At 61.9% G+C, this 15,638-nt stretch carries 8 protein-coding genes; 5 read left to right on the top strand and 3 right to left on the bottom strand.

What is annotated here, in order from left to right:
* The first annotated feature begins 92 nt into the window (after positions 1-92).
* From serS to E4631_RS18615, 3 genes are all read left to right on the top strand, one after another.
* The gene (gene serS, locus E4631_RS18625; RefSeq protein WP_133659396.1) at positions 93-1,367 is read left to right on the top strand and encodes a serine--tRNA ligase; all 1,275 of its coding nucleotides are present in this window, start codon (positions 93-95) and stop codon (positions 1,365-1,367) included.
* 237 nt (positions 1,368-1,604) lie between these two features.
* Positions 1,605-2,087 carry a hypothetical protein gene (locus E4631_RS18620; protein WP_133659395.1) on the top strand — a complete coding sequence of 161 codons (483 nt, stop codon included), beginning with the start codon at positions 1,605-1,607 and terminating at the stop codon, positions 2,085-2,087.
* A 114-nt stretch (positions 2,088-2,201) separates the two neighbouring features.
* A complete protein-coding gene (locus tag E4631_RS18615) occupies positions 2,202-3,083 on the top strand; it encodes a DUF2911 domain-containing protein (protein ID WP_133659394.1) in 882 nt (293 codons plus the stop codon).
* A 116-nt stretch (positions 3,084-3,199) separates the two neighbouring features.
* Here E4631_RS18615 and E4631_RS18610 read toward each other — a convergent pair whose 3' ends face one another.
* The 3 genes from E4631_RS18610 to E4631_RS18600 form a co-directional block, all read right to left on the bottom strand.
* Positions 3,200-5,167: a CocE/NonD family hydrolase gene (locus tag E4631_RS18610; protein ID WP_133659393.1), complete on the bottom strand. Its 1,968-nt coding sequence runs from the start codon at positions 5,165-5,167 to the stop codon at positions 3,200-3,202.
* Between the two features lie 186 nt (positions 5,168-5,353).
* A complete protein-coding gene (locus E4631_RS18605; RefSeq protein ID WP_133659392.1) occupies positions 5,354-6,730 on the bottom strand; it encodes an aspartate kinase in 1,377 nt (458 codons plus the stop codon).
* Positions 6,731-6,996: 266 nt separating this feature from the next.
* Positions 6,997-9,597, bottom strand: coding sequence for a PIG-L family deacetylase (locus tag E4631_RS18600; RefSeq protein ID WP_133659391.1), 2,601 nt, complete (start codon positions 9,595-9,597; stop codon positions 6,997-6,999).
* 623 nt (positions 9,598-10,220) lie between these two features.
* Here E4631_RS18600 and E4631_RS18595 point away from each other — a divergent pair.
* Entirely contained in the window at positions 10,221-13,334 is a 3,114-nt protein-coding gene (locus E4631_RS18595) for a PD-(D/E)XK nuclease family protein (protein WP_133659390.1), read from the top strand.
* 143 nt (positions 13,335-13,477) lie between these two features.
* Positions 13,478-15,268, top strand: coding sequence for a chloride channel protein (locus E4631_RS18590; RefSeq protein WP_133659389.1), 1,791 nt, complete (start codon positions 13,478-13,480; stop codon positions 15,266-15,268).
* Positions 15,269-15,638: the final 370 nt, after the last annotated feature.

Genomic DNA, 15,638 nt, shown 5'->3' with positions numbered 1-15,638 from the left:
GTTGCATCTGCGGCCAATAAAAGCCAGCGGCTGCCCGGTGGCGGGTCAGGCTTGCCCATTCTCTCTTTCTAAAAAACTACCTTTGCCGCATTATGCTGCAACTTTCTGTTCTTAAAGAGCAAACCGCCCAAGTTTTGGCCGGCCTTGCCAAACGCAACTACAAAACGGCTGAGGTCGATGTGCAGGCTATTCTGACCCTCGACCAGCGCCGGCGGGCTCTGCAAACGCAGCACGACCAGGCCCAAAGCGAGGCCAATGAGCTGGCCCGTCAGATTGGCGGCCTCATGAAAAGCGGCGACCGCGCCGGGGCCGACGCCCTCAAAATCCGCACCGCCGAGCTTAAAACGCAGATTCGTGCCCACTCCGACGAGCTGACGGCCGTGGAGAAGGGGCAAACCGAGCTGCTTTACAAGCTGCCCAACATCCCGCACGAGAGCGTGCCCCCTGGCCGCTCGGCCAACGACAACGAGGTGGTGCGCGAAGGCGGCTCCAAGCCCGAGCTGCCCGCCGGCTCCCTACCCCACTGGGACCTCATCAAGAAGTACGATATCATTGATTTTGAGCTGGGTATCAAAATCACGGGCGCGGGCTTTCCGGTGTACAAGGGCCAGGGCGCGCGCTTGCAGCGGGCGCTGGTCAACTTCTTTCTCGACGAAGCCCGCGACGCGGGCTACACCGAGATACAGCCGCCCATCCTGGTGAACGAGGCCAGCGGCTACGGCACCGGCCAGCTGCCCGACAAGGAGGGCCAGATGTATCACGACGCGGCCGACAACCTCTACTTAATTCCCACGTCGGAAGTGCCGATTACCAATCTGTATCGCGACGAGATTATTCCGGTCGAGAGGCTGCCCGTGCGTAATACCGGCTACACGCCCTGCTTCCGGCGCGAGGCGGGCTCATGGGGCGCCGATGTGCGCGGCCTGAACCGCCTGCATCAGTTTGACAAAGTGGAGATTGTGCAGATTACGCAGCCCGATAATTCCTACGCCGCCCACGCCGATATGGTGGCGCACGTTGAGCGCCTGCTGCAAAAACTGGAGCTGCCCTACCGGGTGCTGCGCCTCTGCGGCGGCGATATGGGCTTTACTTCGGCCCTCACTTACGACCTCGAAGTGTGGAGCGCCGCCCAAGGCCGCTGGCTGGAAGTCTCCTCCGTGTCCAACTTTGAGACGTTCCAGGCCAACCGCCTCAAGTGCCGCTACCGGGCCGAGGGCGGCAAAACGCAGCTGCTGCACACGCTCAATGGCTCGGCGCTGGCCCTACCCCGCATTGTGGCCGCACTGCTCGAAAATAACCAGTCGCCCGAGGGTATTCGGCTGCCAGCGGCGCTGCATAGCTATTGCGGCTTCGAAAAAATAGGTTAGCCTGAGGGTGCGAAAATAGGACTTTTCTTTGCAAGAATAGGTTACTTCTGTTTAATAACGGAAGCAACCTATTCTTTTTTTTGTTCAATTCACCCGGCTTGAACTTGGATAAAAAAATACCCCTTTTCATCTATATCGGGAAAAAATATAAATTTTATTCTTTTTTCAGCTAAAAACATACAAGTAGTTTTAAGGGCATAGTAGTTTGGATTCGTCAACCAATCATCTTTCCTCTATATGGCGGCTATCTTCTACTTTCGGCTCACCTTCTGTGCACTAGTAGCTGCGCTACTTGGCGTTACCAATGCGCAGGCGCAAAGCACCTCGTCGCCTACCAGATTTGATGCGGCAGGCAACTTGCTGTTGGCCAGCAACGCGCAGGGTGAGAATGCGGGGGTAGGCCGCCCGATGCTATACATTCCTCCCACTCGGGTAAGTGCCGCGCCCGACCCCGAAGACATTGCCTATTTCTACGACGACTCGCGCAAGGACCTGAGCCAGGCGCTGGCCTGGATGGTGGAGAGCAATGCGGTGGCGCCTACCTACTGGAACCTGTACCTAGAGTCGCGTATTCGCCTGAAAATGAAGGATTACCCCGGCGCCAAGGAAGCTGCGGAAAAGTCGTACAAGCTGGCGATAAAGTCGATGCCGACCAGCCAGCCATACGTGGAGCTGAGCGCGGCCGTAGTGGCCAAGGCCCACACCCTGGCCAAGCAATAGCGGCGGCGCTGGTTGACCCTACCAGCTGCTGAAAGTAGCAAAGCCCGCCCCACCCGGCGGGCTTTGCTACTTTTGGGGTGGCAAGCAGTTGCTGCCCCTTTTTTTTTGCGCCTTATGAAAAATTTTGCCACCCACCTCGGTGCTACCTTGGTGCTCGCCACTACCCTGCTGGCCGCCTCGGCTGCCCAGGCTCAGATTACTACCCCCCAGCCCAGCCCCAAATCCACGGTGATGCAGCGCGTGGGCCTCACCGACGTCACCATCACCTACTCGCGGCCCAGCGTGAAAGGCCGCACCATTTTTGGGACGGTAGTTCCCTATGGCAAGCGCTGGCGCACCGGTGCCAACGCCACCACGAGCATCAAGTTTTCGGACGATGTGACGATTGAGGGCAAGAAAGTGCCGGCCGGCGAGTACGGCATCTACACCATCCCGAATGCCGCCGAGTGGACAGTGGTACTCAACAAAAACCTCAAGCTAGGGGCTGACGTTGATGGCTTTAAGGATGACCAGGACGTGGCTCGCTTCACCCTTAAGCCCTACAAGCTGGCCACGAAGGTCGAAACCTTTACCATCAGCTTTGCGGAGTTGACGCCAGCCACGGCCAACGTGGATATACTGTGGGATATGACGGGCGCGAAGTTTAAGATAGTGAGCGACGTGGACGGCAAAGTGATGGCCCAGATTGACGAGAAAGTCATCAAGAGCGCCACGCCTGCGGCCAACGACCTGGCCGCCGCCGCCGTGTATTACTACGACAACGGCAAGGACATGAAGCAGGCCCTGACCTGGATTCAGAAGGCCAACGCCACCGAGCCCAAGTTCTGGAACATGAACACGGAGGCCAAAATCCGCCTGAAAATGAAGGACTACAAAGGCGCGATTGTGGCCGCCGAGCAGTCGAAAAAGCTGGCCCTGGCCGCCACGCCCGCGAACACGGACTACGCCAAAATGGACGACGAGCTGGTGATGGAAGCCAAAAAAATGGGTAAATAACGTGCGGTAAGCTTTAGCTTACCGTAAAAAGCCCCGCTGCCGGTCTGGCAACGGGGCTTTTTTTGCGTGTAAGGTAAGCTTTAGCTTGCCGCCCGCCCGGCAAGCTAAAGCTTACCCTACAACACCTTTACCACCAGCTGCGAGGCGTGGGCGGGGTTGTGATAGAGGCGGTGGGTTTGGGTTTTGAAGTCGGTGGCGTCGGCCTCGAAAATGTTGGGCACGTAGGTTTGGGGATTGAGGTCCACGAGCGGAAACCAGGTACTTTGGACCTGCACCATGAGGTGGTGGCCTTTTTTGAAGGTGTGCAGGAGGTCCAGCACAGTGAAGAGCACGGCGGTTACCTCATTGGCCACGAAGGGCTTGGGCGTGGTGAAGCTGTCGCGGAAGCGGCCGCGCATGACCTCGGAGCGCACCAGCTGCTGGTAGCCGCCGAGGTGCACGCCGGGGGTAGCGCGCAGGTTGTCGGGCGTGTCGTCGGGGTAGACGTCGATGATTTTTACGACCCAGTCGGCGTCGGTGCCGGTGGTGGCCACTTGCAGCAGGGCTTCGATGGGGCCGGCCAAGGTCAGGTCTTCGTCGAGGGGCGGGGTTTGGTAGGTGAGCACGTCGGGGCGGCGGCTGGCAAAACGCTGGTCGTCGGTCATGTACTCGCGGGTCATGCTCTGGGCCGTGGCCTCGGTGTAGGGCACGGGGTGCGCGGGGTCACTCACAAACTGGTCAAACTCGAAGTTGACGTCGGCACGGCGGCGCTCGTTGTCGCCGCTGGTAGGCGCGCTAAAGCTCAGATTACCAGCTTGGCGGAAGTACAGCGTTTTTTGCTGCGCCTGCTTGGGTGGCCAGGCGTCGAAGGTGCGCCAGCGGTTGCTACCCCCCTCAAACACGGTGGCCTCGGGCAGGCCCGCAATGGCCGCGCCGGGGTTGGCATCTTTCAGATACGACTTAAAGAACGGGGCCTCAATATTTAGCTGGTACCAAAGCGAGGGCGACGGGCCATAAGCTACATTGCCCACCATTTCGCCGGTAGAGTTTGACCAGCCACCGTGCACCCACGGCCCCCACACAAAGCGGTTGCTGAGGTTGGGGTTCTGCTTTTCGATGGCCTGGTAGGTGTGCAGGGTGCCAAACAGGTCCTCGGCGTCGTTCTGGCCGCCCACTACCAGCACGGCGGCCTTGAGGTCGTGCAGGTGCGGGCGCGGGTCGCGGGCCTGCCAGAAGGCATCGTAGTTGGGGTGCGCCACGATGTCGTTCCAGTGCTTGTAGAGGCCGTGGAAGTACTGCTCGTTCACATTTTTGAGCGGCCCGAGCTGCTGGTAAAAGGCGTAGCCGTCGGGCGTGGCCATTTGGGGGCCGTCGGGGTAGTGGGCCAGCGGCTGTGGGCGGGGCTGGCCAAAATTATTCCAAAAGCCCATCACGCCCGTGAGGAAGTACGCGCCGTTGTGGTGGTCATCGTCCCAAAACCAGTCCGTGACGGGCGCCTGCGGGCTGGCGGCCTTCAGGGCTGGGTGGCGGCTCAGTAGGCCCACCGTGGTGTAGAAGCCGGGGTAGGAAATGCCCAACTGGCCCACGCGGCCGTTATTTTTGGGCCCTTTTTTGGTCAGATACTCGATGGTGTCGAACGTATCGGTGCTTTCGTCCACGTCCTTTTTGCCGGCGTGGCGGTCGGTTTCGGGCCGCACATCCTCAAAGGTGCCCTCCGATAAATAGCGCCCGCGCACGTCCTGAATAGCAAAAATGTAGCCCTCGCGCAGTAGCGCGCCGTTGGGGTTCACGCGTAGCCGGTAATGGCCCGGCCCGTAGGGGCCCGCCGAGTAGGGCGTGCGGGTGAGCAGGATGGGGTAGCGCACGCGGTCGGCATCCTTGGGCACGTAGAGCACGGTGTGGAGCTTCGTGCCGTCGCGCATGGGTATCTGCACCTCGCGCTTGTCGTAGTGCGCGCGGGTGTAGAGCGTGTCGGCCACAGCGCGAGCCCGAAACTGCGCGTCGCTCACGCGCTGGGTATCGGGGGGTAGGGCCAGCGACTGGGCGCGGGCGGCGGGGGCAGCCGCCAGGGCCAGCAGAAAGGCGGCGGCGCAGAGGTGTTTCATAAGCGAAGAGGTTGGTAAATGAAGGCGCTCAGGCAGCACCCGAATTCTTGGCGTAAAAGCAAAAGAACGTCATGCTGAACGAAGTGAAGCATCTCGCTCGAACCGTTCAACGAACCGCTAGAGATGCTTCACTTTGTTCAGCATGACGTTCTAAATTACCTGGCAACTTGGCCAGACGTTATGCTCCTACCCCATCGCTTTATTCAAAGCAACGATGGCCGTTTTATAGTCCTCGCGGGCCAGGATAAACTGGATATTGACCTTGCGCAGCGCGAAGCCCGCGCTCCGGATATTGACGCCCGCCTCGGCCAGCGCGCCGGCGGCCTTAGCCAGCAGGCCAGGCTGGTCGATGTTGGAGCCGATGAGGCACACCATGCAGGCTTGCTCCACGGTCACTTTTTCGTATCGGGCCTCCAGCGTGGGTACCAGCTCAGACTTGAGGTCCTTCTGCCAGATAACCAGCGAGATACTGTTGGCGCTGGTGGCTTTGAAGATGTAGCTCACGCCGAGGTCGAAAAACGCCTGCATCAGCTGCAGGTCGAAGCCGGCCGCACCCACCATCAGCGGGTCGTAGATGTCGATGATGACGACTTTATCGGTGCCAGTGATGACTTCAACGTGCTTCTCGGCCGACACGAAGTCGCGGGTGATGAGCGTACCGGGGTGCTCGGGCTCGAAGGTGTTCTTGATACGCAGGTCGATGGCGTTGATTTCCAGCGGCTTCGAGGCTTTGGGGTGAATGGCCTCCATGCCCACGTCGGCGAGCTGGTCGGCCACGTCGTAGTTGGTGAAGCCCACGGGGTGGCACTGGTCCACGCCCACCAGCATGGGGTCGGCCGAGCAGAGGTGGTATTCCTTGTGAATGATGGCCTCCTGCGGCTTTACGGCCACGGCTATCTTGCTGAACGTCACCTCTGAATAGCCGCGGTCAAACTCGCGCATAATGCCCTCGGTGCCCTTGGTGTAGCCGGTGGCGATGCAGATGGTGGTGGCAAAGTCGATGTGGGCGAAGGCATCGCGGATGCGCTCGTCGATGGTGAGCGGCCGGGAATCGTCGAAGCCGCTGAGGTCCACGAGCGTGGCCCCTACCCCCCTGTTTTGCAGGATATTGACCGAGTTGAAGGCCGAGTGCGCCTCCCCGATGCTGGCCAGGATTTCGCGGGCCGCCTGCAGGATGTTGGGGCCGTTGACGTAGCCCGAGGCCAGCACGTTGGTGAGGCTGGCGAGGTAGGCCTGGGCCTGGTCGATGCGCTGCTGAATGAAGGCATCGGCCACGGCCAGGTCGAGGCCCAGCGGGGCGTAAGTTTTGTTCAGCTCCTTGAGCTTGTCGGCCACTTCCTGCAGTGCCATCCGAAACTCCTGGTGCTGCGTGATGCGGTGATACACGCCGGGCGCGCCGGTTTTCTTGTTCTCCAGCAGCCAGTTGGTGACGTTGGCGTAGGCCGACACCACAAAGATGCGGTTGTAAAGGGCGGCGCCCTCGCGGTTGTGGAAGATGATGTTCTGGAGAACATCGGCGAAGGCGGTCATGGAAGTGCCGCCGATTTTTTCTACTGTGAGCATGTGAGTTATCGCCCTCCGCGTTGACCCCACCCCCCGGCCCCCTCCCCTTCGGGAGAGGGGGGAGCCACGGCGGCACAGTTTTTAGGAAGAGAGCCTTTCTAGGTAATAAAAAGCAAGCCGCCTGCCTTTTAGAAAGACAAACGGCTCGCAAGTTAAAAGTCAAGTCGATGAAAATACGCTGATATCCGCGCCGCCGTGGCTCCCCCTCTCTCGAAGGGGGTGGGGTGAGCGGGGCTGAGTGCCTACTCGCGGACTGAAAGTCCGCGCTACTTCCCGTTCGACTCTACCAAATTGGCCAGAATGCGGAAGGCGCCGGGCACGCCGGCGGGCAGTTCGCGAAATAGCGAGAGGCCGGTGTAGATGTAGCGGCCCTTGCCGTAGGGCGCCACCAGGATGGCGCTCTGCTGGTCGGCCTCGCCGGGGTCGTGGCTGATGATAACGGGCTGGTAGTGTGCATCCCAGCTGGAGGGGTAATAGAGGCCCTGCTCCTGCACCCAGCCCTGGTCGAAGTCCTGCGGGGTGAGCCTATTGGGCTCGGTGAGGACGGGCACGCTGGGCTTGCCGAACGTGACGGGCGTGTTTTCGACGGTGATGCGGTTGTTGGAGAGCGTGAGGGGGTAGGGGCCGATTTGGGGCAGCACAGTACCGCGGTTCACCACGTACTGCACGAGCATGGTGCCGCCGTTTTCGACGTATTTGAGCAGCTCGGGCTGCTGGGTTTTGAGGCGGTCGAGCACGTTGTAGGCGCGCACGCCGAGCACCACGGCGTCGTAGCGGGCGAGGTGCGCGGCGGTGAGGTCGGTGGCGGGGTTGAGCAGGGTCACGGCGTAGCCGAGCTGGCGCAGGGCCTCGGGCACCTCGTCGCCGGCGCCCATGATGTAGCCGATGGTTTTGGTGTGGCCGCGCGCCACGCGCAGGCGCACCAGCGGCGACACGGCCTCGGGAAACAGCGTTTGGGTCGGAATGTGGGGGTAGGCGATGGTCTGGATGCCGCGGCTGTAGGGCTGGCCGCCCACGGTGGCCACGGCGCGCAGCTCACTCTTGCCCTCGGCCGCGCCGGCCAGCGGGCGCAGGGTGAAGTTAATGGTCTGCTCGTCGTCCTTGTTCTTCAGATTAAAAGCCACCGTGGCCGGCTCGGCCTGCCAGCCACTGGGCACCTGCAAGGCCAGCGAGCCAGCTACCCCGGCCTGGCCGGCGCGCAGCGTCACGGGCACTTGCTTGGGCTGCTGGTCGGCAAAGACGTAGGCGCGGGCGGCGGGGATGTTGACCATGACGGGCGGCACTACTACCAGGGGTTCGTAGAGTTCGCCGAGTACGGGGTCGGTGTGCTTGTATTGAACGGGAGCGGCGGCAAAATAATAGAGCGGTTCTCCCTTTACAGCGTACGAGAAGCTTACTGACGCAACCGGCGCATTCTCAGGCATACTACGCACAAAGTGACTGATGCTCGTAAAATCAGACTCTGGCTCCGAGAACTTATACATCCCGACCGAACCTGGCTCACGCAGCCAATAAGGCTGTGAAATCAGGGCATTGGTAAAGCCCGAAATAGGTAGCGTACCAGTTACACGTTTTCCAGGGCTTAATTCGGCAGTTTGCTTAGAGTCTAATTGCGGGTCATCTAAAGTTATGGTAATACGGTCGCCCGGAAAAAAGCTTTTTGTAAGCCTGACTTTGTTCAGCTTTATAGGCAGAGCTGACCGGTTCAGAATCTCATAAGTGACGGAGGCCTCTCCATTACTAGCCAGTGTTGGCTCATTAACGGTTGCCTCCACGTATATCCCTGAGCAAGCTTGCAGCAGAGTAGTAATGGTAGTCAGCTTTTCATCCAGCCAGAATAAATCTTTTGCACCCATTCTCAAGCGAAAAAGTGCTTCGTAGACTTTAGACAAGCCCGCCACGCTGGCGCTAGGGTTGCTCGCGTCATACTTCCGAATAACCTCATCCACCATCTTCCCAATCGCCGCGCCGCCGGGCACGCGGTTCCACGTCTGGTCGATGCCTTCGAATAAATCGGTTTTGGCGGGCGTGCCTTTCACAAACTGGAAGTACTCGATGGCCTCGCCGCGCTGGGCGGCCGAGCCGAAGCCCTGGCTGCGGTGCTGCGAGCGCGAGTGAGCCGCGATTTCGCCGTAGCTCTGGCCCAGCAGGGCGTTGTAGCCGCCGGCGTCGAGATTGAGGTAGCCGTCCATGTTTTCGCCGGGCTTCACGAAGAAGCTACCGGTGTTCCAGTACAGGCGCTTGGGCTGCCAGGGCTGCACGAATTTGAGCTGCTCGGGGAAGCGCTTGGGGTCGCCGGCGGCGTCGAAGGCTTCGGCGGCTAGGATGGCGCTGGCCTGGTGGTGGCCGTGGCCGGCGCGGGCATCGGGCGGGAAGCGGGTGATGAGCACATCGGGCCGCCGCTGCCGGATAACCCACACCACATCGGACAGCACCTGCTCGTGGTCCCAGACGCTGAGCGCCTCGGCCGAGGTTTTGCTGAAGCCAAAGTCGTTGGCGCGGGTGAAAAATTGGTGCGCGCCGTCGATGCGGCGGGCCGCTAGCAGCTCCTGGGTGCGGATAACGCCGAGCTGCTCGCGCAATTCGGGGCCGATGAGATCCTGGCCGCCGTCGCCGCGGGTGAGGCTGAGGTAGCTGGTTTCGAGGTGGCGGCCGTTGGCGAGGTAGGCCAGCAGACGGGTGTTCTCATCGTCGGGGTGGGCGGCGATGTACATCACCGAGCCCAGCACGTCGAGCTTTTGCAGTCCTTGCAGAATTTCTGAGGAAGAGTAGGTCTTGGGCGCCTGGGCGTTGGCAGTGAGCAATGCGCAATGCGCAAGGAGCAGAGTCAGAGCCAGGCGGGCAGTGGCGCGTAAGGAAAGAGGCATAAACAGCAAACCAGTTGAGGCCGTGAAGTTACCGGGCCGGGCCGCCTACCCCCATAAAAAAGGCCGGTGAGCCACCCAGCGGCAGCTCACCGGCCTCGGAATAGCCGTTGAAACAACATGTTACAAAATAGAGCGAAAGCGGGAGTTATCCAAAAGAGCAGCAAACTAGTCGCGGACCCCTTTCGGGTCGGGAGCAGATGAGCGGGGAGCGGCGGAGGGCAGCAGCGGGCAAGCGGGCGGCGGCGTAGGGCTGTTGGGCGAAAAAACGGCGCAGTACCCAGCAGCCCAGCATTTGGTGCATCCGCTGCCCAGTACGAGCAGCTCGGGCACACCTTCTGGAGGGCCCTTGGCGGGTTGGTGGTTCATTTAACAATAGCTAATTGGTGAGCGGAGGCAGTAGAAGAGCAGGATTTGCGAGGGGACGCAAAGTAGAATAATTTAAAGGTCAGACCCGGTTGCTAATTAAAAAGTTGCATTATGTGAATAGCCGTTTTTGCTAGCGGAGCTTCGGGATTAACTCTTTGGAGGAAAGAGCAGCCAATTGCCGAGGTAAAACGGCGGTGAATTGCGGCCTGAAACGCAGCCAGCCGGGCCAGGGTTGTGGGGGCCGTACCTTTGGGTAGATGCTGCCTTCCCCAACCCTGGCCGCGCCGCTGACCTCAGCCCCGGCCCCTACCCCCTCCTTTTTGGCCGAAGTGGCTGCCGAGCTGCTGGCCACCCACGACGCCGACGCCCTGGCTGACCTGGTGGTGATAGTGCCCACGCGCCGGGCCGTGGTGTACCTCAAAAATGAGCTGGCCCTGGCCACGCCGCTGGGCCAGGCGCTGTGGGCGCCGCGCATCGCGGCCATGGAAGACTATATAATAGAGCGCGCCGGTGTGCAGGTGGAGGAGCCGATTGCGCTGCAGCTGCGGCTATTCGATATTTTTAAGGAGATTGACCCTGAGCTGCGCTTCGACCACTTCGTGGGCTGGGGCGGGCTGCTGCTGCAGGATTTTTCGAGCCTCGACCAGAACCTGACCGACACCAAGGGCGTGTTTGCGTACCTGGCCGAAGCCAAGGCGCTGGAGCGCTGGCAGCTCGACCCCGAGCTGAAAACCACCGGGCTCGACCGATACTTTGGCTTCTGGGGGCAGCTGCACCGGGTGTATCTGCGCTTTAAGAAGCTGCTCAAAAAGGACCACCTCGCCTACCCCGGCCTGGCCTACCGGCGCGCCGTGCAGCACCTGCGCGCCGAGCTGGCCGACCCCAAGCGCGCCCTACCCCCCCTGCACTACTTCGTGGGCCTGGGCGGGCTCAGCAAGGCTGAGGAAACGTTTATCGACCGGCTGCACCGGGTGGGCCGGGCCGAGCTGCGCTTCGACGCCGACCCGTTTTACCTCGACGCCGACTCGCCCAACCGCGCCGGCCAGGCCCTGCGCCGCTACTGGCAAAAGTGGGACCTGCCCCGCGACACCTACACCCGCCAGGAGCACCTGCGCGAGCGCCCCCACCACGTGCGCCTGCTGGGCGTGGCCAACGCCAGCATGCAGGGCAAGCTGGCCGGCCAGCTGCTGGCCGAGGCCCGCCAGCTAAACCCGCAGGCCACCGTGGCCGTGGTGCTGCCCGACGAAACCTTGCTGCTGCCCGTGCTGCACGGCCTACCCCCCGCCGAGCTGGTACCTGACTTCAACGTGACGATGGGCCTGAGCTTCCAGAGCACGGCGCTCTTTAACCTGGTCGATTTGCTGTTTGAGGTGCACCTGACGGGCATTCGGGAGGGCGCGGAGGGCACCGATTTTGGGGTGCCCAAGTACCACCACCAGGCGGTGACCAAGCTGCTGGCGCACCCATTTTTGCGCCGCTACCAGCAGTGGCTCGATGCGCAAGCGGACGCGCCGCAGTTTCACAATCTGCTGGACAACATTTGCCGGCAGATAGTGCAGCGGCACCTGGTGCTGCTACCCGCCCCCACGCTGCTGAAGCTGGGCCTGGGCCACCCGCTCATCGAGGCGCTGTTCCGACCCTGGAACAATTGCGACAATATTATCCGGGCCTGCTACGTGCTGATTGACTTGCTGAAGCAGGTGTACCTGCACGAGCACGGGGCCATTGAGGCGGAATATTTATACCTGTTTTACACGCTGGTGCGGCAGCTGGATTCGGCCTTCGACTGCCGCGAGCAGCGGCTGAGCGTGCGCTCGTTCCGGCGATTTTTGTACGAGCAGATGCGCGGCACGCGGCTGCCCTTCGCGGGCGAGCCGCTGGCCCAGGTGCAGATAATGGGCCTGCTCGAAACGCGCGCGCTGGATTTTGACCACGTCATTATCCTGAGCTGCAACGAGAACGCCCTACCCGCCCCCAAGCGCCAAACGTCGCTCTTCCCCTACGATGTGCTGGCCGAGTTCAAGCTGCCTACCTACGCCGACGCCGAGGCCACGGCGGCCTACAATTTCTGGCGGCTGCTGCAGCGCGCTGGCCGCGTGGATTTGGTGCACGTGCTGCCGGGGGCGGAGGGGGTAAGGACTGGGGAACGCAGCCGGTTTTTGCGGCAATTGGAGTTCGACCTGGCCCCGCAGAACTCGCAACTGGCGCTGGAAGACCGCACGGTGGAGGTGGTAACGCCCTCCGCGCTGACCTCACCCCCTAGCCCCCTCTCCCGTGGAGAGGGGGGACTAGTTTCTACTTCTAGTCTAGAGCTAGAGGCTAGTTCCGCCTCTCCACGGGAGAGGGGGCTAGGGGGTGAGGTCAGCGCGGAGGGCGCGCTCCTCGGCGACCTCACCCTCGCTAAAGACGGCCCCATGCTGGCCGGCCTGCGCGGGGTGCTGGAGCGCGGCCTGTCGCCCTCGGCGCTGAACGAGTACCTGGCTTGCTCGCTCAAATTTTACTTTTCGCGGCTGGCGCGCTTTCAGGAAAATGAGGAGGTAGAAGAGGCGCTGGGCGCAGATGGCTTCGGCACGGTGGTGCACGACGCGCTGGAAATGCTGCTCAAACCCTTCGAGCTGGAGCAGCGCGAGCTGACGGCCGCCGACCTGCCGGCCATCTTGCAGCGGGTGCCGGCCGAGGTGACGCGCCAGCTGCGCCAGGAAGAAGCCGACCGCCAGGCCCGGCCCGACGATGGCCTCAACCACGTGCTGGGGCAGGTGGCCACGCGCCTCATTCGCAAGTACTTGGAGAGCTTGCCGGGGCAGCCGGGCGTGCTACCGCTGCGCATAGTGGGGCAGGAAAAGCCGATGGCCGCCACCGTCTTTGCCGACCTGCCGGGCGAGGCCGCGCCGCTGGCGGTGCGCCTATTTGGGCGGGCCGACCGCATCGACGCGCTGCCCGACGGCCGCCGCCGGGTGGTGGACTACAAAACCGGCCTCGTGGAGCGCCGCGAGCTGAACCTGCGCGGCACCCAAAAGCCCCTACCCCCCGCCGAAACCATCGAGAAGCTGCTCAACGAGTCAAGCAGCGGGGCCGATAAGGTGCGGCAGCTTTGGCTTTACCGCTTCATGCTTGAGAGCGACGAGCTGAACCCCGCGCCGCCCGGCTCGGAGGCGGCAATTATGTCCTTGCGTAAAATTGACGAAGGCCTGCTGAGCGCGCCGCTCGATTTCATCACCGAAGGCACCGGCGAGCCCGACTTTCTGCGGGCCAGCGCCGAGCTGGTGGGGCGCCTGGCGCGGCGCATCCTGGACCCCGCCGAGCCCATCCGCAAGACCGACGACCTGGCCAAGTGTGAATATTGCCCCTACCGCGGCATTTGCGCGCGGTAAGGTTTTTGCAGGCGGCGCCTTAAATTCCGGTTAAGGTTTCGCTTAATCTGGGGGGAAGGTCGGCTAAGTTTAGCTGAGCAACGTAGGTTTTACGAGCCTACCCCCCCAGCAGGAGCCTAAGCCGGCAACCAGCGCCTTCAAAGATGCCCCAAAAAACAGTCTACCGCCTGCTCAACCCCCTGCTGCTTTGGCGCTTGCGCCACGTGAGCGAGCGGGTGTACGTGGTGTGGCTGGCGGGGCTGGTGGGCGTGCTGGCGGGCCTGGCGGCGGTGGCCCTCAAAACGGCCGTGCACTGGCAGCAAGACCGCCTGGCCGCCGCCGTGACGGAGCCCAACCGGGTGTTTGCGCTCTCGCTCTACCCCATCATTGGCATTACGCTCACGGTGCTGGTAACCAAATACTTGCTACACGGCAACCTGGGCCGGGGCATTGGTGCCATCATTTATAACACGGCCCGCGAAAACGCACTGGTGCCGGTTTCCAAGCTGTATTCGCAGCTCATCACGGCTTTTCTCACGGTGTCGTTTGGCGGCTCGGCGGGTATGGAGGCGCCGATTTCGGTGACAGGCGCGGCCATTGGCTCCAACGCGGCGCGGGTGCTGCGGGCGGGCCGGCGGCGGCGGCGGCTGCTGACGGGCTGCGGGGCGGCGGCGGGCATTGCGGCCATCTTTAATGCGCCCATCGCGGGTGTGCTGTTTGCGGTGGAAAGCATTTTGCTGGAGCTGCCGGCGCAGTATTTTATTCCGCTGCTCATCTCATCGGCCACGGCCACGGTGGTGTCGAAGGCGCTGTACGCGGGCCAGCCGTTTGCGCTCATCACTCACTCGTGGGTGGTGAACACGGTGCCGTTTTACTTGGTGCTGGGTTTGCTGATGGCCCTGCTGTCGGTGTATATGATTCGGGTGTACAACTGGTTTGACCACTTTTGGGCGCGCTGGCCGGGGCTGCGCTGGCAGAAAATCCTATTGGGCGGCACGGCGCTGGGCGCGCTCATTTTCCTGTTTCCACCGCTCTACGGCGAGGGCTACACCACGGTGGTAGAGAAGCTGCTGGCCGGCCACGCCCAGGAGCTGACCGACGGCAGCCTGTTTTCGGTGTATGGCGACAACAACGTGTGGCTGCTCATTCTGCTGGTTTTTTTCACGATGCTGATGAAGGTGGTGGCCACCAGCATTACGGTGGGCGCGGGCGGCAACGGCGGCATGTTTGGCTCGTCGCTGGTGGCGGGGGCGCTGGGCGGGTTCCTGTTTGCGCGGCTCGTGAATATGACGGGGCTGGTGGCCATTCCGGAGGTGCACTTTGTGGTGCTGGGTATGGCGGGCGTGCTGGCGGGGGTAGTGCACGCGCCGCTCACGGCCATTTTTTTGATTGCCGAAATCACGGGCGGCTACGCGCTGTTTGTGCCGCTGATGTTCGTCACCAGCCTTTCGTACCTCATTACCAAGCACTTCGAGCCCTACTCGGTGTACACGGGCAAGCTCATGCTGAAGGGCGTGGACGTGTACGCCAACCGCGACCGCGACCTGCTTTCGCGCCTCGACCTGCACCGCCTCATCGACACCGATTTTGTGGCGCTGAGCCCCGGCACTACCCTCGGCGAGTTGGTTGACGTGTTTCGGCACGCGCACCGCAACGTGTTTCCGGTGGTGAGCCGCACCGGGCTGCTGCGCGGCATCGTGACGCTGGATATGGTGCGCGACACGCTTTTCGACGGCGAGCACTACACCACCATCAAGGTGGGCGAGCTGATGCAGCCGCCACCCATGACCATCCTCGACACCGACCGCGTGGAGCACGCCCTCGACCTACTGGAGCGCACCGCTAGCACCGCCCTACCCGTGTGCGACGACGATGGCAACTACCTGGGGTTTATCGTGAAGGCCGCCATCCTGGCCCGCTACCGCCGCGAGCTGATTGAGGAAGGGCAGGTGTAGGCCGAAGGCGGCGCGGGGCAGGTTTGCACTGCGCCGTTTTTTTATAGAATTTTACCGGATAATAGTTTGGTGAAAGTGAGGTGTGCACAAGTATCTTTGGAGCGCAACCTTTTTTACTTGCGGCGAATGAATAATTCAGTACTTGGTTATTCTAACCGAGGGCCAAGGCCCTTGGCCGCGGAGCCCGCGCACGGGCCTAGCTGGCCGGTGGTTGCCGCTACGGCCACGCCACCTTATTCTCTTGTATTTCTGCACGATGGGTATCCCAGCCCAGCACTGCCTGGTAACCAGGCAGTACTGGTGCGCTGCCTCCTGCCGGGCAGGTAGCGGCCACGGCCGAAATCCTAATAGTTCTGCTCCTTCTTTTTTC

The sequence above is a fragment of the Hymenobacter sp. UV11 genome, assembly GCF_004684095.1.
GTDB lineage: Bacteria > Bacteroidota > Bacteroidia > Cytophagales > Hymenobacteraceae > Hymenobacter.
This window is presented reverse-complemented; position numbering and strand designations above follow the sequence as displayed.